The organism is Janthinobacterium rivuli, assembly GCF_029690045.1.
Lineage (GTDB): Bacteria > Pseudomonadota > Gammaproteobacteria > Burkholderiales > Burkholderiaceae_D > Janthinobacterium > Janthinobacterium rivuli.
This window is the reverse complement of sequence record NZ_CP121464.1, coordinates 1,591,447-1,615,501: the sequence shown is the minus strand read 5'-3', so window position 1 is coordinate 1,615,501 and position 24,055 is coordinate 1,591,447. Positions and strand designations below refer to the sequence as shown.

At 64.2% G+C, this 24,055-nt stretch carries 22 protein-coding genes; 13 read left to right on the top strand and 9 right to left on the bottom strand.

What is annotated here, in order from left to right; translation table 11 throughout:
• The first annotated feature begins 2 nt into the window (after nt 1–2).
• The 5 genes from P9875_RS07180 to P9875_RS07160 all read left to right on the top strand — a co-directional run bounded on the left by P9875_RS07180 (nt 3) and on the right by P9875_RS07160 (nt 4,856).
• Complete coding sequence (locus P9875_RS07180) at nt 3–1,028, top strand: CDP-6-deoxy-delta-3,4-glucoseen reductase (protein WP_035825350.1); 1,026 nt, start codon at nt 3–5, stop codon at nt 1,026–1,028.
• An 83-nt stretch (nt 1,029–1,111) separates the two neighbouring features.
• Nucleotides 1,112–2,362 (top strand): MFS transporter, encoded by a 1,251-nt coding sequence (locus P9875_RS07175; protein WP_035825344.1) that lies wholly within the window; start codon nt 1,112–1,114, stop codon nt 2,360–2,362.
• Between the two features lie 38 nt (nt 2,363–2,400).
• Nucleotides 2,401–3,066, top strand: coding sequence for a DUF1345 domain-containing protein (locus P9875_RS07170; protein ID WP_278317950.1), 666 nt, complete (start codon nt 2,401–2,403; stop codon nt 3,064–3,066).
• Nucleotides 3,067–3,253: 187 nt separating this feature from the next.
• Nucleotides 3,254–3,631, top strand: a complete 378-nt coding sequence (locus P9875_RS07165; RefSeq protein WP_034781728.1) for an HPF/RaiA family ribosome-associated protein — start codon at nt 3,254–3,256, stop codon at nt 3,629–3,631.
• A gap of 259 nt (nt 3,632–3,890) precedes the next feature.
• Nucleotides 3,891–4,856: a GGDEF domain-containing protein gene (locus P9875_RS07160; protein WP_176389395.1), complete on the top strand. Its 966-nt coding sequence runs from the start codon at nt 3,891–3,893 to the stop codon at nt 4,854–4,856.
• A 1-nt stretch (nt 4,857) separates the two neighbouring features.
• Here P9875_RS07160 and P9875_RS07155 read toward each other — a convergent pair whose 3' ends face one another.
• Nucleotides 4,858–5,484: a DUF5610 domain-containing protein gene (locus tag P9875_RS07155; RefSeq protein WP_278317949.1), complete on the bottom strand. Its 627-nt coding sequence runs from the start codon at nt 5,482–5,484 to the stop codon at nt 4,858–4,860.
• A gap of 147 nt (nt 5,485–5,631) precedes the next feature.
• Between P9875_RS07155 and sbcB the strand changes: the two genes are divergently transcribed.
• Nucleotides 5,632–7,080 (top strand): exodeoxyribonuclease I, encoded by a 1,449-nt coding sequence (gene sbcB / locus P9875_RS07150; RefSeq protein WP_278317948.1) that lies wholly within the window; start codon nt 5,632–5,634, stop codon nt 7,078–7,080.
• Between the two features lie 67 nt (nt 7,081–7,147).
• Here sbcB and pyrF read toward each other — a convergent pair whose 3' ends face one another.
• Nucleotides 7,148–7,972, bottom strand: a complete 825-nt coding sequence (gene pyrF, locus P9875_RS07145) for an orotidine-5'-phosphate decarboxylase (protein ID WP_278317947.1) — start codon at nt 7,970–7,972, stop codon at nt 7,148–7,150.
• Nucleotides 7,973–8,129: 157 nt separating this feature from the next.
• On the opposite strand from pyrF, the gene P9875_RS07140 reads away from it, so the two are divergent.
• The 5 genes from P9875_RS07140 (at nt 8,130) to P9875_RS07120 (ending at nt 11,897) form a co-directional block, all read left to right on the top strand.
• Nucleotides 8,130–8,744 carry a LemA family protein gene (locus tag P9875_RS07140; RefSeq protein ID WP_034781723.1) on the top strand — a complete coding sequence of 205 codons (615 nt, stop codon included), beginning with the start codon at nt 8,130–8,132 and terminating at the stop codon, nt 8,742–8,744.
• A gap of 1 nt (nt 8,745) precedes the next feature.
• Complete coding sequence (locus P9875_RS07135) at nt 8,746–9,579, top strand: TPM domain-containing protein (RefSeq protein ID WP_278317946.1); 834 nt, start codon at nt 8,746–8,748, stop codon at nt 9,577–9,579.
• A complete protein-coding gene (locus tag P9875_RS07130; RefSeq protein ID WP_099400831.1) occupies nt 9,579–10,100 on the top strand; it encodes a TPM domain-containing protein in 522 nt (173 codons plus the stop codon). Before P9875_RS07135 ends, P9875_RS07130 begins: the two co-directional genes overlap by 1 nt.
• A gap of 71 nt (nt 10,101–10,171) precedes the next feature.
• Complete coding sequence (locus tag P9875_RS07125; RefSeq protein ID WP_035825332.1) at nt 10,172–10,936, top strand: SDR family NAD(P)-dependent oxidoreductase; 765 nt, start codon at nt 10,172–10,174, stop codon at nt 10,934–10,936.
• Nucleotides 10,937–11,483: 547 nt separating this feature from the next.
• On the top strand, nt 11,484–11,897 hold the full coding sequence (locus P9875_RS07120; RefSeq protein ID WP_278317945.1) for a VanZ family protein: 414 nt from the start codon (nt 11,484–11,486) through the stop codon (nt 11,895–11,897).
• Here the strand turns inward: P9875_RS07120 and P9875_RS07115 are convergent, their stop codons facing one another.
• Nucleotides 11,898–12,197, bottom strand: coding sequence for a hypothetical protein (locus tag P9875_RS07115; RefSeq protein ID WP_099400830.1), 300 nt, complete (start codon nt 12,195–12,197; stop codon nt 11,898–11,900).
• A gap of 445 nt (nt 12,198–12,642) precedes the next feature.
• On the opposite strand from P9875_RS07115, the gene P9875_RS07110 reads away from it, so the two are divergent.
• Nucleotides 12,643–13,143, top strand: a complete 501-nt coding sequence (locus tag P9875_RS07110) for a hypothetical protein (protein WP_278317944.1) — start codon at nt 12,643–12,645, stop codon at nt 13,141–13,143.
• Between the two features lie 133 nt (nt 13,144–13,276).
• Here the strand turns inward: P9875_RS07110 and P9875_RS07105 are convergent, their stop codons facing one another.
• The 6 genes from P9875_RS07105 to galT form a co-directional block, all read right to left on the bottom strand.
• Nucleotides 13,277–13,498 carry a hypothetical protein gene (locus P9875_RS07105; RefSeq protein WP_278317943.1) on the bottom strand — a complete coding sequence of 74 codons (222 nt, stop codon included), beginning with the start codon at nt 13,496–13,498 and terminating at the stop codon, nt 13,277–13,279.
• A 134-nt stretch (nt 13,499–13,632) separates the two neighbouring features.
• Nucleotides 13,633–17,469, bottom strand: a complete 3,837-nt coding sequence (locus tag P9875_RS07100; RefSeq protein WP_278317942.1) for an NAD(P)-binding protein — start codon at nt 17,467–17,469, stop codon at nt 13,633–13,635.
• Nucleotides 17,470–17,522: 53 nt separating this feature from the next.
• Nucleotides 17,523–19,262 (bottom strand): glycoside hydrolase family 2 protein, encoded by a 1,740-nt coding sequence (locus P9875_RS07095; RefSeq protein WP_278318801.1) that lies wholly within the window; start codon nt 19,260–19,262, stop codon nt 17,523–17,525.
• Nucleotides 19,263–19,439: 177 nt separating this feature from the next.
• Nucleotides 19,440–20,507 (bottom strand): galactokinase, encoded by a 1,068-nt coding sequence (gene galK / locus P9875_RS07090; RefSeq protein ID WP_278317941.1) that lies wholly within the window; start codon nt 20,505–20,507, stop codon nt 19,440–19,442.
• Nucleotides 20,504–21,619: a peptidase M24 gene (locus tag P9875_RS07085; RefSeq protein ID WP_278317940.1), complete on the bottom strand. Its 1,116-nt coding sequence runs from the start codon at nt 21,617–21,619 to the stop codon at nt 20,504–20,506. Before P9875_RS07085 ends, galK begins: the two co-directional genes overlap by 4 nt.
• Nucleotides 21,616–22,719 carry a galactose-1-phosphate uridylyltransferase gene (galT, locus tag P9875_RS07080; RefSeq protein WP_278317939.1) on the bottom strand — a complete coding sequence of 368 codons (1,104 nt, stop codon included), beginning with the start codon at nt 22,717–22,719 and terminating at the stop codon, nt 21,616–21,618. The genes P9875_RS07085 and galT overlap by 4 nt, the downstream gene beginning before the upstream one ends.
• Before the next feature lie 260 nt (nt 22,720–22,979).
• Between galT and P9875_RS07075 the strand changes: the two genes are divergently transcribed.
• The gene (locus tag P9875_RS07075; protein ID WP_176389385.1) at nt 22,980–23,978 is read left to right on the top strand and encodes an LLM class flavin-dependent oxidoreductase; all 999 of its coding nucleotides are present in this window, start codon (nt 22,980–22,982) and stop codon (nt 23,976–23,978) included.
• Nucleotides 23,979–24,055: the final 77 nt, after the last annotated feature.

The window sequence follows — 24,055 nt, the reverse complement described above, 5'->3', positions numbered from 1 at the left end:
GTATGACTTTTCAAATTACTGTTCAGCCCAGCGGCCACCAATTCAGCTGCGAAGCGGACGAAACCGTCCTGTCGGCAGCGATACGCGCCGGCGTCGGCCTGCCGTACAGCTGCAAGAGCGGCGCCTGCAGTTCCTGCAAGGGCAAGATCGTCTCCGGCAACGTACAGCATAAGCCATACCAGGCCCGCTCCCTGACGGAAGATGAAGCGGCCGCCGGCTATTCGCTGCTGTGCTGCGCCGTGCCCCAGGGCGACCTCGTGGTGCAGGCGCGCGAAGTGGCGGGCAGCAGCGACTACCCGATCAAGAAAATGCCGTCGCGCGTGACCACCATCGAGAAAGTCGCTCCCGACGTCGTCGTGCTGACCCTGCAATTGCCGGCCAGCGAGCGCCTGCACTACCGCGCCGGACAGTATATCGAAATCATGCTGCGCGACAACAAGCGCCGCAGCTACAGCATGGCCAGCGCGCCAGTCGAAGGCGGCCCGGTCAGCCTGCACATCCGCCACATGCCCGGCGGCCTGTTCACGGACCAGGTGTTTGGCAGCATGAAAGAGCGCGACATCCTGCGCTTCGAAGGCCCGATGGGCACCTTCTTCCTGCGCGAAGATTCCGACAAGCCCATCGTGCTGCTGGCCTCGGGCACGGGCTTTGCCCCGCTGAAAGCCATCGTCGAGCACATGATCAACGAGCAATCGCCGCGCCCGATCACCCTGTACTGGGGCGGCCGCCGTCCACACGACCTGTACATGGATGCGCTGTGCCGCCAGTGGGCCGCCGACTTGCCGCAGTTCACCTATGTGCCCGTCGTCTCGGACGCCTTGCCGGAAGACGCGTGGGAAGGCCGCACGGGCTTCGTGCACCAGGCCGTCATCGCCGACTTGCCGGATATGTCCGCGTATCAGGTGTATGCCTGCGGCGCCCCGATCGTCGTCGAGTCGGCCAACCGCGATTTCGTGCAGCTGTGCCAGTTGCCAGCCGACGAGTTTTACGCGGACGCCTTCACCACGGAAGCCGACCTGGCCAAGTAAGCGTCACCTTCCAGACAGCGGGGCGCGGCTGGTGCGGCGCCCGCTGCCGCCACCGCCCTACCCCGCTGCCCCCTGGAAATCTCATGTCTTTCGCCATCCTGCGTCACCGCAACTTCGCCTTTTACCTTTCCGCCCGCGTGCTGGGCACGGTGGCCGTGCAGATGCAAAGCGTGGCCATCGGCTGGCAGGTGTACCAGATCACGGGCAGCCTGTTCGACCTGGGCCTGATCGGCCTGGCGCAGTTCGCCCCCTTCCTCGTCTTGATTTTGCCGGCAGGCCACGTGGCCGACCGCTACAACCGCCGCAACATCATCGCCTGGTGCCTGGCGGCGCAACTGGCTTGCGCGCTGGCCCTGCTGGCCTTTACCCTGAGCGGACTGTCCATCGTCTGGCCCGTGTTTGCCGTGCTGGTGCTGTTCGGCAGCGCGCGCGCCTTCATGATGCCGGCCACGCAAGCCGTGCTGGTGAACATGGTGCCCACGCAACACTTCAGCCGCGCCGTCGCGCTCAGTTCGTCGAGCTCGCACGTGGCCATCATCCTGGGCCCTACCCTGGGTGGCTTGCTGTATTACTTCGGCCCCAAGGTGGTGTATTTGATCTCGTCCGCGCTGCTGGTCGTGTCCGTCCTGCTGATGCGCGCCACCACGCCGGCGCCGCAAGTGGTCAAGCGCGAACCCGTCAGCTGGCATACCCTGCTCGAAGGCTTGCGCTTCGTCTGGTCGAAACCCATCGTGCTGGGCGCCATTTCACTCGACCTGTTTGCCGTGCTGTTCGGCGGCGCCACGGCCCTGCTGCCGGCGCTCGCGCATGACGTGCTGCATATCGGCCCCAGCGGCCTGGGCTTGCTGCGCACGGCGCCCGGAGCAGGCGCGGCCCTGTGCTCGATCGCGCTGGCCATCTTCCCCATCACGCGCCGCGTGGGCGCCTGGATGTTCGGCGGCGTGGCCGTCTTCGGCCTGGGCACCCTGGTGCTGGGCAGCACCAGTTATTTCCCGCTGGCGCTGGCGGCCCTGTTCCTGATGGGCGCCGGCGACATGGTCAGCGTCTACATCCGCCACCTGCTGGTGCAGTTCGAGACGCCCGACGAGATCCGCGGCCGGGTCAGCGCCGTGAACGCCGTCTTCATCGGCGCCTCGAACGAGCTGGGCGAATTCGAATCGGGCCTGACGGCAGGCTGGTTCGGCCTCGTGCGCGCCGTGCTCTTCGGCGGCGCCGCCACCCTGGCCGTGACGGGCATCTGGGCCGTGCTGTTCCCCGTGCTGTCGCGCATGGACCGCTTCCCCCACCACGAAAAGGAAGCGGCCGCCAGGACGGCCACCACGGCCAGCCCATAAGGTCTAAGATGCGCTATCGCCACTGACCAAGCCGCACCATGAAAATCACGCTTCCGTTTCGCAGCTTCATCCGCAGCCGCCCCCACCTGAGCCTGGCCACGGTCATCGGCGTGGCGGCCGGCCTGCTGCTGCCCTCGTCCTGGCAACAGATGACGCGCTTGCTGACGGCGTGGAACGTCGCCGTCTGGTTTTACCTGGCGACGATGGCCTGGATGATGATGCGCGCCAACCATCACAAAGTGAAAGCCATGGCGGCGCGCCAGGACGAGCGGGCGGCAACAGTCTTGTCGGCCCTGTCCGTCGCTTCCGTGATGAGCCTGGTGGCCATCGTCTCGCAACTGTCCTCGATGAAAGACATGGCGCCGGACGAGCGCGCGCTGCATTACGGCCTGACGATCCTCACCCTGGTCGGCTCGTGGTTCCTCGTCGGCACCCTGTTCTGCTTCCACTACGCCCACCTGTATTACCAGGCCGACCCCGCGCTGCGCCCGCTGAAGTTTCCCGACGACGAGCAAAACCCCGATTACTGGGATTTTCTGTATTTCGCCATCACCATCGCCGTGGCCGTGCAAACGTCGGACGTTTCCGTGCAGACGCGCACGATGCGGCAGATCGTGCTGGGGCAATCCGTGCTGAGCTTTTTCTTCAACCTGGTCGTGCTGGGGCTGTCGATCAATATCGCGGCTGGACTCATCAATGGTTGAAAAATCATTTCGTGGTGGAAACTTGACCTGGCTGAAGGGTTAAGCTCATCTTAATCGTGCGCACCCTCTTGAAATACTGGAAAGAGGAGTAAGATAAGTTCCATGCACAGAGGTCATGTGCATGAGGCAGCAACCAGGCCGCAGCACGCCTGAGATGGGTTTTTTTTGAATTGACAGGAGTAAGCATATGCAAATCAATATTCATACCGACAGCACCATCGCCAACACCGCTGGACTGAACGAACATGTGCAATCCGTACTTGAAAGCGCACTGAACCGCTTCCGCGACAACCTGACCCGCATCGAAGTCCACATCAGCGACACGAATGGCCCGAAAGGCGGCGCCGACGATATCCGCTGCGTCATGGAAGCACGCGTTGCTGGCTATCAACCGATCGCCGTGACTGAACAGAACGCCACCGTGCATCAATCCGTTGCCGGCGCCACCGATAAACTGAAACGCGCCATCGATAGCGCCCTGGGCCGCCTGCAAGACAGCAAGCGCCACGCCACCGGCAAGAATGCCGTGATCGATACGGCCGAAGCGGAAGAAACCGCCGAGTAATTCCCCACCTGCAAGATTTCCAGAGACTGAGGCAGCCGTTCAAGGCTGCCTTTGCACATCTGGCCCGCCTTTTGCGCGCGGCAACTTCAATAATAAAACCACAAGCATTCCAGCGTATTAACGCGGCAATGAAATAATTGTCGTATTTCTCACAGTAAGTGACATCAAGCAAGGCATTGCCGTTACGGCCAAGGCCGCTTTACGCTATCATGAAGTGACCGGCCCCCTGCTCGCGCGCCGGCTTTTTGAAAGTGTGATTGTGGAACAGATCGGCAACTTCGGCGCTTCAGGCTGCAACATCGGCGATTTACAGCTATTTCGCGATGGGGCGGATAGCCAGACGGCCGCCATGCTGGCGCCCTGCCCCGTCATGCGCCTCGAAGCGGGCGAAGCTATTTCCGACACGCAAGGCGCCAGTCTGTACATCGTCCTGCGCGGTTCGCTGGCCGTGGCCGCCGACACCCACACGGGCATGGATGACGGCACCGTCAGCAAGGTCTTGCCCGGCGAAAGCGTGGGCGAACAATCGGTGCTCGATGAAGCGAGCAACCTGGCCGCCATTTCCGCCCTGGAAGAAACCGATTTGCTGGTAATCGACGCGGCCGTCGTCTGGGAATTGATCGAGCAGTCGAACGGCCTGGCGCGCAACCTGCTGCGGCTGCTGTCCTTCCGCATCCGCGCCGCCAATGCCCTGCTGCGCCGGCGCCAGAAACTGGGCGAATTCTACCGCCAGCTATCGATGGTCGACAGCCTGACGGGCTTGTACAACCGCGCCTGGCTGACGGATCTGCTGCCTAACATGATCGTCACGGCCCACGCCAGCGGCTCGCCGCTGTCGCTGGTGATGATAGACCTCGACCATTTCAAGCGCTTCAACGACACGCACGGCCACCAGGCGGGCGACCAGGCGCTGCGCATCGCCGCACAAGTGCTGGGCGCGGCCCTGCGGCCCACGGATTTTGCCGTGCGCTATGGTGGCGAGGAAATGATGGTGATCTTGCCCGATACCAACGAACACGTGGCCCTGCGGGTGGCCGAGCGCCTGTGCGAGCGCATGCAGCTGGCCGTCATCTTCGCCGACATGCGCAGCGCGCTGCCGCACATTACGGGTTCCTTCGGCGTGGCCAGCCTGGCGGCCGAACAGGACGACGAGGCGCTGATCGCGGCCGCCGACGCGGCGCTGTACCGCGCAAAGGCAGGCGGACGCAACCGGGTCATGCTATAGATCAGGCAGCCTTGCTGTCGGCCGGCTTGCTTGCATCCGGCTTGGCGTCATCCTTCTTGCTGCTGTGCGCGGCGATGAAATCGGCATAGCCCTTCTGCACCAGCTCATACGTCTTGTCGATATTGCCAGCGATATCGCCACCCAGCACTTTCAAGCCTTCCAGGATATCGCGCGCTTCCTTGAAACCTTTCTCCATGCCGCCGCTGATGGTGTCCATGAACTTGGTCAGGGCCGTATCGTCGTCCATGCCGGGATTTTGCTTCTTGTAGGCGTCAAAAAAACCCGTCGACAGCGATACAATGCGGCTCGCCGTCGCTTCGGCGCTGTTATCCTGCGAGGCCGCGTTCTGGATCGCATCGTCGCCGTACTGGCTCTTCAGCGCTTCATTGATGTTGGTGATGGCCGTCTTGTACAGCAGCGCCAGCGGTTCGTTCTCGGAACCGATGGACACATTCAGCGACGCCTGCATGATGGAAGCGTTCAATTGCAGCTTGGTGCGGTCATTCACGCTCATTTCAGCGTTGATGCCGTCCTTTTGCTGGACTTTATCGTCCTTGCCGGCAACGCCCGTACTGACGGAAGTCACGGAAGGGTTGGAATTGCCGCTTGCGGCGATGGGAATTGACACGATAGACCTCCTTGAACGGACAATGTATGCCACCATGCGGGAAACGCGATGATGACCATCCTCTCGTGTAGTATCGGCAGGTTTTCAGAAAACTGTAGCAGCGGCCGCTTTTAGCGGCCCGGATAACCAATCAAGCAACGACCATCAATGACTAACCAGACCTTTCTTTGGCACGACTACGAAACCTTTGGCGCCCAGCCGCGCCGCGACCGCCCGGCCCAGTTCGCCGCCATCCGCACGGATGCCGACCTCAACGAGATCGGCGAGCCGATCATGCTGTATTGCCAGCCTGCCAATGATTTCCTGCCCGACCCGCAATCGTGCCTGATCACCGGCATCACGCCGCAACAGTGCTTGCAGCTGGGCGTGCCCGAGCACCAGTTCGCCGCCACCATCGAAGCTGCCTTTTCGGAACCGGGCACCATCGGCGTGGGCTACAACACCATCCGTTTCGACGATGAAGTCACGCGTTTCCTGTTCTGGCGCAATCTGATCGACCCGTATGCGCGCGAATGGAAGAACCATTGCGGCCGCTGGGACATCCTCGACGTGGTGCGCATGACGCACGCGCTGCGCCCGGAAGGCATGCAATGGCCGAAGCGCGACGATGGCCAGACCAGTTTTAAGCTGGAACACTTGAGCAAGGCCAATGGCCTGGCCCACGAAGCGGCGCACGATGCGCTGTCCGACGTGCGCGCCACCATCGCCCTGGCGCGCCTGATCAAGGAAAAGCAGCCGAAACTGTTCGAATTCTGCCTGGCCCTGCACAAGAAGGACCGGGTCGCCAGCGAAATGGGCATGCACCTGGCCGCCGCCGAACGCCAGCCCTTCCTGCACGTGTCGGGCATGTTCCCCGCCGAACGGGGCTGCCTGGGCGTCGTCTGGCCGCTGGCCACGCATCCGAGCAACAAAAATGAAATCCTCGTCTGGGATTGCGCCTACGACCCGCGCGAACTGTTCGCGCTGGACGCCGACACCATCCGCACGCGTTTATTTACACGCAAGGATGCCATGCCGGAAGGCATGACGCGCCTGCCCGTGAAAAGCGTGCACCTGAACAAATCGCCCATGCTGGTCGGCAATCTGAAAACTTTGTCGCCGGCCATGGCCGCGCAATGGGGCATCGATCTGGACGCGGCGAAGGTCAACGCGCAGCTGGCCGCGACGGCGCCGAACATGGATGCCATCTGGGCCGAAGTGTTCCAGCGTCCGGGCGCGAACGCCGCGCTGGACGTGGATGAGGATTTGTACAATGGTTTCGTCAGCAACGACGACCGCCGCCTGCTTGAGTCCTTGCGCCGCGAAACGCCGGCCAAGCTGGCCACGGCCCGCCCCTCGTTTGCCGACGAGCGCCTGCAGGAATTGCTGTTCCGCTACCGCGCCCGCAATTTCCCGCAAACCCTGAGCGAAGCGGAAAGCCTGCGCTGGGAACAGCACCGCGCCGCCCGCCTGTTCGACGGTGACGGCGGCGCCCGCACCATCGAAATGCTGTTTACGGAGATCGACGTGCTGTCGGAATCGGTCGATGAGCGGGGAGAAGAGATTTTAGGCGAGCTGTACGACTACGCGGAGATGGTGGCGCCCATGCGCGACTGAAACCCCAATGCAGAGACTGGGGTCGGACCCTCAGGGTCCGACCCCGGCATTTCAGGTGTTGGGTCTTTTATGCAGAACGATGCTGATTGATCGCATCGCGCGTTTCAATCGCCACGCGGCGCGCCGCGTCGGCGAAATCTTCGCCCGCTTGCGGCGTGGCGTAGATGATGGCGCGCGAGGAGCTGATCATCATGCCCATGCCGTTCGCCGTCTGGCCCGCGCCAACTGTCGCCGCGATGTCGCCGCCCTGGGCGCCGATGCCTGGCACCAGCAACGGCATGTCGCCGACGATGGCGCGCACTTGCGCCAGCTCTTCAGGGAAGGTGGCGCCGACGACGAGCGCGCACTGGCCATTCTTGTTCCACTTATCTGCCACCAGGCGCGCCACGCGCTGGTACAGCGGTTCGCCGTCCGTATTCAGGAATTGCAGGTCCGAGCCGCCCGGGTTCGAGGTGCGGCACAGGATGATCACGCCGCGGTCTTTCCACGCCAGATAGGGGTCGAGCGAATCCTCGCCCATGTAGGGGTTCACGGTGACGGCGTCGGCGCCGTAGCGCTCGAACGCTTCGCGCGCGTACTGCGTGGCCGTCGCGCCGATGTCGCCCCGTTTCGCGTCGAGGATCAGCGGGATGTGCGGATAGTGTTCACGCACATAGCGGCAGATGTCTTCCAGCTGCTTTTCCGCGCCCAGCGCGGCAAAATAGGCGATCTGCGGCTTGAAGGCGCAGGCCAGGTCGGCCGTGGCGTCGATGATGCGCGTGCAAAAGGTAGTGATTCCATCAGGCAGGTCGCGCAGTTCGGCCGGCAGTTTCGCCAGGTCGGGGTCCAGGCCCACGCACAGCAGGGAATTATTGGCCGTCCACGCGGCGGATAATTTATTGATGAAATTCACGGTACACCTTCTCTATATTCAGTTGCAAACCCCGTATTGTAACGCGGCGCGGGGTTGCGAAGGCAGGCGGAGGCGGCGACCGGCTCTGATTAAACCGACATGGCGGGCCGTTTCAGGTATATTTGCCGCATCCCTTTTACTCGGCACGGAACCCATCATGCAAATCACCAATCAATTCACCAAATGGCTGCGCCTGGCGCTGAGCGTCACCGTCCTGGCCGGCGTCCTGACGGGCTGCGGTTACAACGACTTCCAGAGCAAGGATGAAGCCACCAAGGCCGCCTGGGGCGAAGTGGTCAACCAGTACCAGCGCCGCGCCGACCTGATCCCCAACCTGGTCAACACCGTCAAGGGCTATGCCACGCACGAGCGCGAAACCCTGGAAGCGGTGACCAAGGCGCGCGCCGCCGCCACCAGTTTCCAGATCACGCCCGAAGTGCTGAACGATCCGGCCGCGTTCGAGAAATTCCAGCAAGTGCAGGGCCAGCTGTCGTCGGCCCTGTCGCGCCTGATGGTGGTGTCCGAGAAATACCCGGACCTGAAGGCCGACACCAGCTTCCGCGACCTGCAGTCGCAGCTGGAAGGCACGGAAAACCGCATCACCGTGGCGCGCCAGCGCTACATCGTTGCCGTGCAGGATTACAACGTGCATGCGCGCAGCTTCCCGAACAACCTGACGGCCATGGTCTTCGGCTACAAGGTCAAGCCATCGTTCACGGTGGAAAACGAAAAAGCCATCTCGACCGCACCGACCGTCAACTTTGGCAAATAAGATGAAAGCCTGGTCTTATCTGGCGGCGCTGGCGCTGCTGCTGTGGACGATGGCGCCAGCTGGCGCACAGGGCTTGCAGCCCGTGCCGCCGCTGGCGGCGCGCGTGACGGACAACGCCGGCATGCTCGACGCCAAGCAAAAGGCGGCGCTGGAAGGCGTGCTGGCCGATTACGAAGCCAAGACGGGCAGCCAGATCGCCGTGCTGCTGGTCAAGAGCACGGAACCGGAAGCCATCGAGCAATACAGCATCCGCGTGACGGATGCCTGGAAGCTGGGCCGCAAAGGCGTTGATGACGGCGTGCTGCTGATGGTGGCGAAGGACAACCCCTCGTCGCTGCGCCGCCTGCGCATCGAGGCGGGCCGCGGAGTGCAGGGCGTGCTGACGGATGCACAATCGAAACGCATCCTGCAAGACGTGATCGCCCCGCATTTCAAGCAAAACGACTATTACGGCGGCCTGGTGGCCGGCGTGGGGTCGATTGCCACCTTGCTGAACCAGGAGCAATTTCCCGCTCCCGCACAGCAGAAGGCCCCAGCGACGGTGGAAGCGGGCGGCATGACGTTCTGGCTGCCGCTGCTGTTCTTCGGCTTCCTCGTCGTGCTGACCCTGTTCCGCTCACGCGGCGGGCCGACGCGGCTGCAGCGCGGCAGCAACTGGTCCAGCGGCGCCACCGGCGTCGTGCTGGGCAGCATCCTCAGCCAGGCACTGAACAACCGCGGTGGTGGTGGTGGCGGCTTCGGCGGCGGCGGTGGTTTTGGCGGTGGCGGTGGCGGCGGTGGTTTCGGTGGCGGCGGCGGCGGATTTGACGGCGGCGGCGCCTCGGGAGATTGGTAATGACGAAACATCTGACATTTGGCCAGCGCTGCGGACGCGCGTTAAAACATTTGCGGGGCACGCCGGCGACGGCGCGCCAGGCTTTTCCAGAGCGCACCTTGAAAGCCATCGAGACGGCGATTGCCGACGGTGAAGCGATGCACCAGGCGGAAGTGCGCCTGATCGTCGAAGCTGCCCTGACGCCAGGAATGGCTTACCAGGGAGTGAGCAACCGCGAGCGGGCGCGCGAACTGTTCGCCCAGTATGGCGTGTGGGATACGGAAGACAACGTTGGCGTGCTCATCTACATCAACCTGGCCGAGCATCAGGTCGATATCGTGGCCGACCGCAACGTGGGCCGCCGCGTCACGCCGGAGCAATGGCAAGCCGTGTGCCGCACCATGACCAAAGGGTTCAAGGATGGCAATTACCACGACAGCACCGTGGAAGCACTGGCGCAGCTGAATACCTTGCTGCAAAGCCACTTCCCTGCCAACGGCACACGCGGCAACCAGTTGCCGAACGAACCCATCCTCCTCTGATTCCTGCCCAGGGATTAAAATCCGCCATGGCACCGCAGCATGGCGGCGCCCCCACCCGCCGAGGAGCACACATGAAACTAGTCAATAAAACCGCCATCGTCACGGGCGCCACGCAAGGCATCGGCCTGGCTTGCGCCACCCGCCTGATCGCCGAAGGGGCGCAGGTGATGCTGGTCGACATCAAGGAAGAAGGCGCGCAGGCGGCAGCCGCGCTCGGCCCGCAGGCGCGCTTCTTTTGCGCCGACGTCAGCCAGAAGGCGGACGTCGACGCCATGCTGAAGGAAACCCTGGCCCAGTTCGGCCACATCGATATCCTCGTCAACAATGCGGGCGTCACGCACGCGGCCGATTTCCTCGACGTGTGCGAAGACGATTTCGACCGGGTCATGCGCATCAATCTGAAATCGATGTTCCTGTGCGGCCAGGCCGTGGCGCGCGAAATGGTCAAGCGCAACAGCGGCTGCATCATCAATATGTCCAGCGTGAATGCGGAACTGGCGATCCCGAACCAGGTGCCGTACGTGGTGTCGAAGGGCGCCATCAACCAGCTGACCAAGGTCATGGCCCTGAACCTGGCGCCGCATGGCGTGCGCGTGAACGGCATCGGCCCGGGCACCATCCTGACGGAACTGGCCAAGCAGGCGGTGCTGTCGAGCCCGCAGGCGCGCCACACGATATTGTCGCGCACGCCGCTGGGCCGCTGCGGCGAGCCGGAGGAAGTGGCCGGCATCGCCGCCTTCCTGGCCAGCGACGACGCCACCTACATGACGGGCCAGACCATCTATGTCGATGGCGGACGCATGGCGCTCAACTACACGGTGGCCGTGAAGGAATGAAGACAGACGCAGACAGTTATATCAAAAAAGAATAATGGTTATCTGAAAAGACCATTAGACACATATCGTGCGACGCAGCATAATGCACCTGTCTCCACTATTCTCCTCCAAGAAAATAGTTTTAAGCCCGCTTTCACCAGCGGGCTTTTTTTTCGCTGTCCTTCCTGAAACATGGCCATTCTTGCCATGGCGCACAATCTTTCCGAGAAATGGCCTCGCCGCAAAAAATGTTGCGGCGTGTCATCAGCCCGTCATCTTCGTCCCCCATACTTGCTTCATCTGCTGTACAGGCAACCGATATGCCTGACTACAGACAGGTGTGCCGCGATGGCACACCACTCCCTTTCATGACCGTGGCGGGCGCCGGCAAGGCGCGCGACATGGTGAGTACCGAGCAACTCTCAACTCTTGACCCATTTCATTTGGGTTTTTGGCCCGCGTCCCCGCGGGCCTTTTTTTTGCCCGCACAGCAAGCTCTTTCGCAAAAACACGGTAGCCCGCCCTGCCCATGATATTGTGACGGCCTTTCCACCTGTCCTGACGCCTCATGCCTGCACCCTTGCCCGAACTGTGTTTTGCCGACCGCTACGAACGCCTGCGCTACCGCACGGCGCTGGTGCTCTATGCCCTGGTGATCCTGATCGGCGACATTCCCGGTGTGCGCGCGGACGTGGGCCAATATGCGTCGGGCGGCGTGCTGCATTCCGTCGGCTATGGCGTGCTGGCTCTGATCCTGTTCAGCGGCACGGCCGGCGGCATGGCGCGCCGCGCGCTGCTGTCGGTGCTGATGGTGGCCGCCATGGGCGCGCTGGACGAATTCATCCAGAGTTTCCTGCCTTACCGCCGTGGCGCCGTCAGCGACTGGGTGATCGATATCACGGCCGCGACGGCCGTGGCGCTGCCACTGTACTTTTGCTGGCCTGCCATGGCCGCCGCCGCGCTGAAGAAACAGCGGGGCTGATCACGGCGCACCACCATCGCCGGCACCCAGCGCCAGCGACAGCTGCCCCTGGCCGGCTGCCGCCCGGCTGGCGATACGGCGCAAGGCCGTGCGCATTTCCCGCCGGCTGGCCGCTCCCGCTGCACGCGCCGCATCGCGCTGCATCTCCATCAACTGCTCCGACCGTGACAGCCTCGTCAAGGCATGCAGGGCCTGGGTCAGCGCATAACGGGCGCGCGCGCCGTTCGCAGCGCCCGGGGCACCGTACACCGCAATCACCAGCTCATTGATCAGCTTGACGCTATGGGAATCGGCAGACATTTATTCTCCTGAAGTAAGCAACGGGGAACAAGGGGAAAGCGCGAACACCGTGCTCGCCCTGCACAAGAATGTCTTTTATACCAAGCTCTACAATTGAAGCGCTTGATGTACCTCAATGTGAAATAACAAGGATCGAACATCTTTCCCGCCCTGCTCTCTTACCAAGTAACCCCCATTAAATTATTGTGATTTCTGACTTCCATAACCGGCGCTCTGCAAGGTGGCCGACGAGGCTTGCCAGCTGCTGGCAGTGCGCGCACCGCGGCGCAACTGGGGCCTTGCATAGCATCCGGTTCTGTTCGTCATAAATTGACAATATTTTCCTGAGGATTACTTAGCAGTAGTTGCGGCCATGCTTTGCGTGCTTGGCATGCGCCATTGACGCTGACCTCCGCCACACCCTGGAAACCGGGTTAACACTTTGTCAGACCAAGAGGAGAACAAGATGAGAGCAAAAAAAACCATGGCGCTGGCCGGCCTGCTGTGTACGCTGGCCGCCTGCAGTTCAAATCCGAACAGCACCGGCATGAGCAGCATGAACGGCCGCAGTGGTGAAAGCTACAGCAATACGACCGCGACGGGCAACGCAGCGACCAACGCCGGCATCACCGGCAGCACCATGAACGACACCAGCACCGGCAGCGCCGACACGCGCACGTCCACGGCCAACAACGCCATGAGCATGGACGGCAGCCAGTCGGGCGTCAGCATCGCCTCTGCCACGGTGCAATCGATCGAGCCGGTGCAACGTGGCATGGATCAGGGCAGCGGCGACATGCAATCGGGCACCTCCGGCACAGCGGGCACCACCTCGGGCAACATGCAGTACCGGGTCACCCTGCGCCTGGACGACGGCGGCACGCGCACCCTCATGCAAAACTCCCAGCCAGGCTACCAGATCGGCGATAGGGTCAAGGTGGTCAACGGCTTGCTGCAGCGCTATTAACGATATCCGGGGATCAGCGCGGCATGCGCCGATCCCGCCTGACCGCTGGCATTCGGGGCGCTGAGCGCCAGCGGTCAGGCACATCAATCGCAGTCAGGCATGCGAGGTATAGCAAAGCGGGACGGGACAGGCATCATGCCTCGACAAGAGAGACATCATGCCTTGCCTTGCCTGGCCTTTCCTTGCCTGGCCTTTTCCCTGCTGCCATGCTTTGCTTTACCTTTTTCTCGCCATGCTTTGCTTTACCTTTCTTGCCATCTTTTGCTTTATCTTTTGCTTTATCTTTTCCTTGCCACTTATCCCTGCCATGTCTCCTGACAGCGACACCCGGCCTCCTGCCTTGCCATCGTTTCACCTGGCATGATCTTCGGCAGCGCCGTGCCTCCTCTCATGTTGCGTCTTGGCTGCCTCCTGCCTCGTTTGCCTCATGCCGATGTCCTTGCTGAATCCGCGCCGGGAGCGCTGATCCCATGCTCCCGGCGCTAGCGCCTACTCCAGCATGCCCACCTTGCGCTGGCTTGCCGCCAGCCCGGCGATCAGTTCCGCCGCCTTTTTCCCGGCCAGGAAGGCATGGTCGGAATTGTAGTATTCCCACTCGCTGTAGCGTCCCGCCAGCACGATGTCCTGCGTCGATAACCATGCCTTCACCAGCGCCACATTGGCGGCCCGCGCATGGTCGTACACCACGTAGGCGTACGGCATGTCTACCTGGTTGGCGACCAGCAGGCGGTCATCGTCGCGCAGCAAGCCCACCGCGATGCAGTCAGCCATGCAGCGGTCGATCAGGGCCTGTCCATCGAGCGGCAACGGTTTCCAGGGCGAATAACTGATCTCGCACGTGAGGCCGAAACCGCCCGGCGCGTTGCAGTGGGGGCTGGCGTTACCTTGCAGGAAAATACGGTGGAATATCGTCTCTTCCGGATAGTAAATCCAGTGTTTCTCGCTGATGTTTTCGCGCGCCACGCCCAGGTTGACGCAGCGCACGGAAATATGCCGCAAGGCGCGCGCCGCCGCCCGTACCTGCGGCGGCGCCTGCTCGCCGATCAGGCGCACCAGCTGCGGCAGGGGCATGGTGCTGAGCAAGTGCTGGTAGCGGAAGCGGCGGCCATCGCCCAGCACGATCACGTGCTGGCGCGGCAAGACCTGCACCACATCGGCATTGAGTTCCAGCTTGCCCTGCAGGTGCGGCAGGAAGCCCGACATCAAGGCCTGAAAACCGCCGCGCAAGGGGTAGCCGAAGCGCGCATTCGGGCCCATCGGCCTGGCCACCGGTTCGAGCGCACCCTCGATGATTTCTTCCAGATTCGGCAAGGGAACACGTCCGCCCAGCCACGACGTTTCCATCTCGGCCAGGGGCACGGTCCACAATTTCTTGTTGTAGGGAATCGCAAAATGGCGGGCGATGCCGCTGCCCCACACCTGATGGATGAATTGCTCGAAATTGGGCGCGCCCTGGGCCTGGGCTTGGGTCGGCGCCGCCACGGCATCGTGCAGCTGTTCCAGCCCCGTGCCGCCGTCGGCGCAGCAGTCCTCCACGGCGCAGGCCGCAGCCGTTTCAGGGCTTGGCGCGGCCGGTGCCTTGCCGTAGCGCGCCTCGATGGCGCCGACGATGCACTCCTTGATGACGGCTGGCGGCAAGCCGTACAGCGCCCCCTGGAAAGGATAGCGCGTGTAGACCTGCTTGCTGTAGACCCAGGCTTCGCGGTTTTGCCAGTGCAGGTTACCGCCCAGCAAGGTGCGGTACATGTCGAGCACATAGTCATCGTTGGAAAACATGATGTGGCCCGCGTGATCGAAAGTAAAACCGCGGTCCTGGATGGAGCGGCACCAGCCGCCCACGGCGGCATTTTTATCCAGCAGCAAAGTATCGGCGTCCAGGTGATAGGCGGCGCTCAAGCCCGTCGGACCGGCGCCGATGATGGCGCAGGCCACGGCTTGCGGCGCACCGGGGGGATGCAGCAAATTGACATCGGCGCCGGCGCCCGGTGCGGCGGCCTGTGTCGTGCCGGCGGCGGGCACGGCCTGGCGGGCGCCCTGCCCCGGCGGCGTCGTGTCGAGCAAGTTGCGCATCTGCTCCACCGTGGCATCCCAGGAGGTGGCGTCGACAATGGCGCGCATGCGGGCGGCCATGGCCGCGCGCTGTTCCGGCGTCGCGGCCAGCGCCGCCTCGCAGGCGGCGACAAAGGCGTCGGGTGTATCGGCGATGGCCACGATGTCGCCATACGGCACGGCCACATCGGTGATCGGCGTGCTGACGATGGGCAACTGCGCCGCCATGTATTCGAGCACCTTGGTGGGACTGATGAAGCGGGTCGCCTCATTGCTGGCAAACGGCAGCAGGCACACGTCCCAGCCGGCCAGGAAGTGCGGCAGGGCCTGGTAGGGCTGCTGGCCCAGATAATGGATATTCTGGCGCTGCGGCAGGCTGGCCGGGTCGATCTTGAGGATGGGGCCAACCAGCACGATTTGCCAGTCGGGATGGGCGTCGGCCAGCGCCGCCACCAGGGCCGGCTCGAAACGTTCGTCGATCACGCCGTAATAGCCGAGCCTGGGCCGGCCGATCTCCGCCTGCGCGGGATGGCCATTGTGGCGGTCCAGCGCCTGTTCGAAGTGCACGGTGTCGACGCTGCTGGCGAAACAATGGACGTTGGCGTGGCGCGTGCGTTTCGCCTCAAACAGGCTGGGACCGCCCGCAAACACCAGGTCGGCGCGCGCCAGCAAGGCCGCTTCTCGCTGCAATAACTGACGCGGCGCATTCTTGAATGCGGCCAGTTCATCCATGCAGTCATACACGACCAGGCCCGCGTGCAGGGCTGGCAGCAGTGGCAGCGCCATCGGCGTATAGAACCACACGATGGGGTCGTCGGCAGGCGTGATCTGGCTCAGCAGGGGCTGCAGCACGGCCAGTTGGTCGTCGTGAAAACCGGGCGCCTGCACGGCCGTGCGGGGCTGGCACACCGTCACGTTCGGCGCCGGCGTGGACAGCTCCAGCCTGCTGGCTCCATCGTCCCAGACGGGTTCCTCGACAAAGACCACGCGGTAGAACTGCGCCAGCCGCGACAGCAGCTGTTGCGGACGCTGATACACGAAATTCCAGCGCAAATGGGAAAAAACGATGATGGTTCGCATGCCAGTTCCTTTCTGCCCCGCCGGGGCAAACGTTGAACAAAGGTGTGCCGTCAGGCGCTGTGCCTGCCGTAGTGCCGCCGCGTAGGGGGGCACGAGGATGCGCCGCAGCCGCTCGCCCCCCTCGCCTTCCAGGCCGACCTCCCACAGCCCGCTGCGGTGCCAGTGGCTGGCATCGTCCCAGTCAGGCCGGTCGATGACGGGATAAATACAGATGCCGCGCAGCGCGGCGCCATGCTGGACAGCCAGCGCCGCCTCGGCGGCCACGTCGCGTATCCACGCACCGCGCCCGCTGCCCACGTGGCTCGTTTCCGCCAGCAGCAAAGGCCGCTGGTAGCGCGCCTGTACTTCCAGCAGCAGCTGATGCAGGGGCATGCGGCGCGGTTCGCCCAGGTGCCACCACAGGCGCAAATTGCTGCCGCTTTCCCACTGGTTGCTGTGGTAATAGTTCAGGCCGATCAAGTCCAGGTAGCGCGGCGCGCCGCCCAGTTCCGGCGCTTGCCGGCCGCACAGCATGTCCCACGCTTCGAACTGCGAGGCGCGCCAGGCGGCCGCCTGCGCAACCCAGTCCGTGCGTCCGGGCGGCGCGGTCACGTGGATCAGGGGATCGCATTGCAGGAAGCGCGCCTGCGGACTGACGTCACGGATCGCATCGCAGCCGGCGATACTGGCGCGCACCAGCTGCCGCTTGCCTTCCTGGCCCGCATCGGGCCGGTACATATTCAGGCACTGGAACATGTGCACCGACAAGCCCCAGCTGGTAAACGAGATTTCATTGATGGGTGAGTACACGGGCGCGCTACCCGCATACGGCGCAAGGAACTGCGCTGCTGCCCGACAATAGCGGGCAAAGCGCGGCACGAAGTCGGGTGAAAACAGGTCGAGCCCGGCCGGCCAGCCGTAGTGGCAGAAAGTCCAGTTGATCTGCAGCCCCAGCTCCTGCGCCACGGCGGCGCGCTCCTCGATGAAAGAGAAATCGAACTGGCCATCGCGCTCGGCCAGGCGCCAGCCTATGCTTTCGCGCACGCTGCGAATGCCGAACTGGCGCAACAGCAGGTAGTCTTCGCGCACCCTGTCCAGGTGGCCCGTGGCGCGGTTCATGTCCAGCGCCTGGCCGCCATGGGTGACGTGGTCGGCGCCTTCGTAGCCGGCCTGCCAGTAAGTAAGGAACGGCGCTGCCGCGCCATCGGTATCGGCCATGCCTGCCCCTTTGAAATCTGAACCAGATGAAACTTGCCAGGTCCGGCCTGCGTTCAATTGAGCCGGATGTTGCGGGTGGCCGCGCTGAGCAGTTCCAGCGCGGCCTTCGGCGTTCGGTCCGCCGTCAGCAAGCCATTGGCTTCCTGGAAGGTGTCGGCGAACTGCGTGTAGCAAAAGCCGCTGAACATCTGCGCCGTATTGACGACCGTCATCAGGCGCCGGTAAATATCGAGGAAGGCCGCCTCGTTGCCCACGCGCGCATAGCCCCAGGTTTCCGCCGATTCGCCCTGTTCCCGGTCGAAGGCGATGCCACCAAACTCCGTCAGGACGATGGGCTGGCCCCGGTGCGGGAAGCCGTCGAGCGTGAGGATGCGCCCGCCCGGACGGCGCTGGTCGAACAAGGTGGTGCGGGCCGAGTCGCTGATCGCATAGCGCGCCTGCAGGCGTTCCGGATCGCAGTCGTAATCGTGGATGCCGAGGATGTCGGTGGCCGACGCTTCCCAGCCGTCGTTGCCGATCACGGGGCGCGTGGGGTCGAGCGTACGCGTCAGGTGGTACAGCGCTTCGACGGCGTTGCGGTGCGCCTGGATGGCCGTCAGGTTGGGTACGCCCCACGACTCATTGAACGGCACCCAGACGAGGATGCACGGATGGCTGTAGTCGCGCTCGATCACGTCCGTCCATTCGCGCACCATGCGCGTGATGGCCTTGCTGGAAAAGCGGTACGTCGATGGCATTTCTTCCCAGACGAGCAAGCCCAGGCGGTCGGCCCAGTACAGGTAGCGCGGATCCTCGATCTTCTGGTGCTTGCGCACGCCGTTGAAACCCAGGGCCTTGGCCAGTTCCACGTCGCGCCGCAAGGCATCGTCGGAAGGCGCCGCCAGCAGGGTGTCTGGCCAGTAGCCCTGGTCGAGCACGAGGCGCAGCGGATACGGCCGGCCATTGAGCATGAAGCGGTCGCGGTTGATGGCCACCGAGCGCAGCGCCGTGTACGACTTGACGGTATCGAGCAGCTCACCGTCATGCCACAAGGTCACTTCGGCATCGAGCAAAATGGGACGTTCGGGGCTCCACAGCAGTTCGTTGCGCGAATCGTCGATGCCGGGGTCGGACAGGGCGATCTTGCGGCTCGCTTCGTTTTCGATCAGCTTGTACTGGTCGTCGGCCAGCAGGTTGCTGCCATGCCAGATGCGCACGGCCACGGTGAGGTCATCCTGCAGGTCGCCCACGGCGAACACTTCGCAGCCGATCTCGTAGCCCTCGAACACGGGTGTCCAGCGCAGCTTGCCGATGTAGGTGGCCGCCACGCGCTCGATCCACACGCTTTGCCAGATGCCCGTGGTACGCGGATACCAGATGGAATGGGGCAGCAGCTGCCAGTCCTGCTTGCCGCGCGGCTTGGCCAGGTCGTGCGGATCGTCCTCGACGCGCACCGTCAGCACCTGCGGCCCGTCGGGCAGCAGCGCATGGCTGATGTCGGCGACAAACGGCGTGTGCCCGCCCTCATGGTCAGCCACCACGTGTCCGTTCAGCCACACCTTGGCATGGTAGTCGACGGCGCCGAAATGCAGCAGCACGCAGGGGCCGCCCGGTTGCAGCAGGAAGTCGCGCTGGTACCAGCAGACGCGGTGAAAGCCACGGTCGCCCACGCCGCTGGCCTGCGATTCCGGCGGAAACGGCACGATGATCTCGTGCGTCCAGCCGATGCCGCCATCGGGCAGGCGGTAGCGCCGCTCATTGTCAAACGTAAAACGCCAGGCGCCGTTCAGCGATTGCCAGTTCTCGCGCACCATCTGCGGCCGGGGATAGGCAAAGGCGCCCGCGCCCGGCAGGACGGTTTCAGCCTGGCCGTCATGCGTATTCGGTGGGGAGAGATGGTCATTGAGCATGCGTGTTGGATGCATGCCGCAGGGAGCAAGTTCCGGCGTATGGGACTTGCGCCGCAACGCATGAGCAAGATCAAACCACGCTCATGCCAAGGGAACCACCATGCGTGCGCTGTGTCCGGCAGCGTTAAAGCGCTGTACCGCCGCGCGCCCCGCGCTGGCCGCGCAGTGCTTGCGGCACAGGGCCACGCAGGCCCCGCCAAAACCGGCGCCCGTCAGGCGCGCGCCGTACACGGCGGACTGCGCCGACAGCAGCGCCACCAGCGCATCGAGCGCCGGCAGCGACACTTCATAATCGTCGCGCAGGCTGGCGTGCGACAGCGTCATCAACTGGCCAAAAAGCACGGGACCATGCTGGCCGCACGCCTGCAGCACGCGCAGGTTTTCGCTGACCACATGGCGCGCGCGGCGGCGATACGGTTCGGGCAAGCCTTCCACCATGGACGGCTCGCGCACGTCGCGCAGCGCCGCCACGCCCAGCAGGCGCGCCGCCTGTTCGCACTCGGCGCGCCGCTCGTTGTACTTGCTGCTGGCCAAGGTGCGCGCCATGCCGCTGTCGACGACCAGCACCTCGCTGTCGCCAGGCAAGTCGAGCAATTCATGCTGCAAGGTACGCGCATCGAGCAGCAGCATATGGCGCTCGTCGGCCAGGCTGGACGCCATCTGATCCATCACGCCGCAATTGACCTGCGCATAGCGGATTTCCGCCTGCTGCCCCATCAGCGCCAGCGACACGTCGTCAATCGACAGCCCCAGCAACTGGCGCAGCGCGCGCAGCATGGCGATTTCCAGCGCCGCGCTGCTCGACAGGCCGGCGCCCGGCGGCACGTCCGATTCGATATGCGCGCGCACGGCCGGCACCGCCACGCCGCGCTCCTCGAGCAGGCGGATGCAGCCTTCCAGGTAGCGGCCGAAGCCGGGCGGCGCGGCGCACTGGTGCTCGAAACGCACGAGCTCATCAAGGGTTGCCGAATAGAACTGATGGTGTCCATCGGCGGCCAGCGCCAGCCTCACCCGCGTGCGTTGCGGCGTGGCGCACGGCAGCATGTAGCCATCGTTGTAGTCCGTATGCTCGCCCAGCAGGTTGACCCTGCCGGGCGCCGAGGCATCCACCACGGGGCTCGCGCCGAAATACGCCTCGGGGGTGATCATGGCAACTCCAGGGTCAGCGGACGCAGCCGCCCCTGCACGGATGTGGCCGGCCAGTCCGGGTCGCAAGTCAGGTTGTGCAGGTGCCCGCCGCTGAGCAGGAAAGTGTCTTCCACCATGCTGTCGGGCAAGGTCGGATGGAAGGCCAGGGCCATGCCCTCTTTCAGGGTGATTTCCGTGTGCGCGCCGGCGGCCACTTCGGGCGAGCGGTAGCCGGCGATGCCGCCCTGCCGGTATTCGTGCACCGTATCGGGCTGGCCCGCATACGCATAGGCGCTGTCGAGCGCGTGATACACCATGCTCAGCGCGTGGCCCACTTCGCAGGCATCGAGCGCCACCGCTTCCAGCGCCAGGATGGCCGCGTCCGCTTCGCCGATGCCGTCGCGCGCGGGGTGGACGGGACGGAAGCGGCGCTGGCGGCTCAGGCTGGCGCACAGGCCGAAACGCTGCGCGCACAGCGCCAGCACGGCCCGTTCACCCAGCGGCGACGCGGCCGGCGGCGCGCGCCGGTAGCGCACGAAGCGCTCGGCGCCCGCCGCCAGCACGTACACGGCGTGCAGGCCGCGCGACCACAGGGCGCGGGCGCAGGCGCCGGCCAGCTCCTGCTCGCTCCAGTCCGGGCGCGCGGCGCGCAGCGCTTCGCTGGCGGCAGCGGCGGCCAGGCGCCCCACTTCGCGGTAGCGCACCTGTTCCGAGGCCAGCAAGGGCAAGCGCTCTTCGCGCAGCACAACGGGCAGGCTGCGTTCATGCAGGCCAGGCCGGTCGCACAGCACGGGCCGCCCGCCCGCCGCATGCTGCACGAAATGCTCGCGCAATTCAGCCATCCGCGGCTGCATCCACGGCGTCACTTGCCAGGTCCAGCTGCCGCGCACTTCTTCGTGGCGCAGCCGCTGCGCCTCGGCCGCATCCGTCAGGATGTAGGCCGCGTCGCGCGTGACGAGCACCTCGGCACAGCCGCACTCGGCCGTCTGGCAGGCGCTGCCCGACGCGCCCGCCGTGGCCCAGGCGAACCAGTCCACGCCGCGCAGGCGCAGCGCGCCCGCCCGCTCCTGTTCCAGCCAGCCGCGCATCTGCGCCAGTTTATGTGCAATTTCCAGTTCAACATTCCAATTCATGCGATTTCCTCTGCCATATTCCATGCCACGTGCACGTCCTGCAACTGCCGCGCCGACTCCTCGGGCAGGGCATCCATGGCATACATGCCAGCACCCAACTCGGTACCGGCCAGGTATTTGAGCCGTTCGCGCGTGCGGTACGGTGGATAAAACTGCGCATGCAGCTGCGTTTCCGGATGCGCGCACCCGTCCGGCGGCGCCTGGTACCAGGCCATCAGATAGGGCATCTCGCGCTGCCACAGGCCGTCGTATTTCAGCAAGACGGTTTTCAGCGCGCGTGCCAGATCCTCGCGCTGCCCGGCCGACAAGGCCGCAAAGCTGTCCGTCTGCCGCAGCGGCATCACCCACGCTTCATACGGGTAGCGGGCGCAGGCGGGAACAAAAGCGATGGCTTCCGGTCCCAGATACAGCAGGCGCGCGCCGCCATCGGCTTCGCGCCGCGCCATGTCCACCAGCAAGGCCTGGCCATGCTCGGCAAAATACGCGCGCTCCTGCGCCAGCATGCGGGCCGGCACGGGCGGGACAAAGGGATAGGCGTAGATCTGGCCATGCGGATGGTGCAGGGTCACGCCCACTTCCGCGCCACGGTTTTCGAACGGCAGCACGTAGGCGATGCCGGGTCGCTTGGCAAGCTCTTGCGTGCGTTCGGCCCACGCTTGCAGCAGCAAGACGATGTGACTGACAGGCAAGGTGCCCAGCGAGGCGCAGGCATCCTGGGCAAACACCACTACTTCGCAGTGGCCGCCAGCGGGCGCCGTGGCAACCGTCAAGGCGGGCGGGTCATGGGCATGCAGTGCCAGGGTGGGAAAGCGGTTGTCGAAGACGGCGATATCGTAGTCGCCGGCAGGCAACTCCGTCGGATGCGCGGGATCGCGCGTAGGCGCCAGCGGGTTGTACTGCGCCGGAGGGAGAAAGGTGCGGCCCTGGCGATAGGCAGCGTACGCCACCCACTCGCCGCGCAAGGGGTGCCAGCGCAAGTGCGGATTGGCTTCCTGCGGCAAGGGGAAAGGGCTCGGTGCAAGGCCAGCGACGACGATGGGACGCCTACTGTAAAGGGTCAGTTGGCGCCCGTCGGGTTTGACGAGTTGCTCGCAATACATGATGTTTCACAATCTTAAGGCACGAATTCTTAAGACTGGGGCTGGCAAGGAAAGTTCCAGAGTTTGCGGCGATTTCACCAGTTTAAGCAGCACCGGCCCCAGCCGGCACGAGTTTTTTACCGATCAGTACGCAAATTCCAAATTCGCATTATCATGTGTCCAGCCTGTCATCCCTGCCGCGTTCAAGGCCGACCCTATTGTCGTCAGGGGATAGACAAATCGTCCATTGTGATTTTCAACCACGTCCCGATATCGCTACCATGACTCCATTTTCCATACTCGACCTGGCCCCCATCGCCGAAGGCAGCGACGCCAGCCAGTCGTTCAAGAACACGCTCGACCTGGCGCAGCACGGCGAACGCTGGGGCTATAACCGCTACTGGCTGGCCGAACACCACGGCATGCCCGGCATCGCCAGCGCCGCCACGGCCGTCGTCATCGCCCATGTGGCGGCCGGCACGAAAACCATCCGCGTGGGTGCCGGCGGCGTGATGCTGCCGAACCACTCGCCGCTCGTCATCGCGGAACAGTTCGGCACCCTGGAAGCGCTGCATCCGGGCCGCATCGACCTGGGCCTGGGCCGCGCGCCCGGCTCCGACCAGACGACGGCGCGCGCCCTGCGCCGCGACCTGCAATCGGACGCGGAGCAGTTCCCGCAGGACGTGCAGGAATTGATCGACTATATGTCCGACGAGCCGCGCCAGCGCGTGCTGGCCGTGCCCGGCAAGGGCGCGAAAGTGCCCGTGTGGATACTCGGGTCGAGCCTGTTTGGCGCCCAGCTGGCCGCCCACCTGGGCTTGCCGTACGCCTTCGCCTCGCACTTCGCGCCGCAAATGATGATGCAAGCCGTGGCCTACTACCGCGAACACTTCAAGCCGTCCAAACAATTGGCGAAACCGTACGTGATGCTGGGCTTTAACGTCTTTGCCGCCGACACGGATGCCGAGGCGCACCTGCGCGCCACGTCGATGCAGCAAGCGTTCGTCAACCTGCGCACGGGCCGCCCGTCGCGTTTGCAGCCGCCCGTGCCCGGCTACCTGGAGCAACTGGGCCCGCAGGAACGCGCCATGCTCGATTCCGTCCTGTCCTGCACCGCCATCGGCGCGCCAGACACCGTCAAGGCGAAGATGGCCGCCTTCATCGCCGAAACGGGCGCCGACGAACTGATGATCACGTCGCAGATCTTCGACCACCAGCACCGGCTGCGCTCGTATGAAATCACGGCGCAGGTGCATGCGGAGCTGGCACGCGCTGCTTAAGTTTTAACTCTCCTCGGTATATCCCCCTATACCCTTTTCCCGGCCGTCGGCAACGATCGCCGGGATTTTTTTGCCTG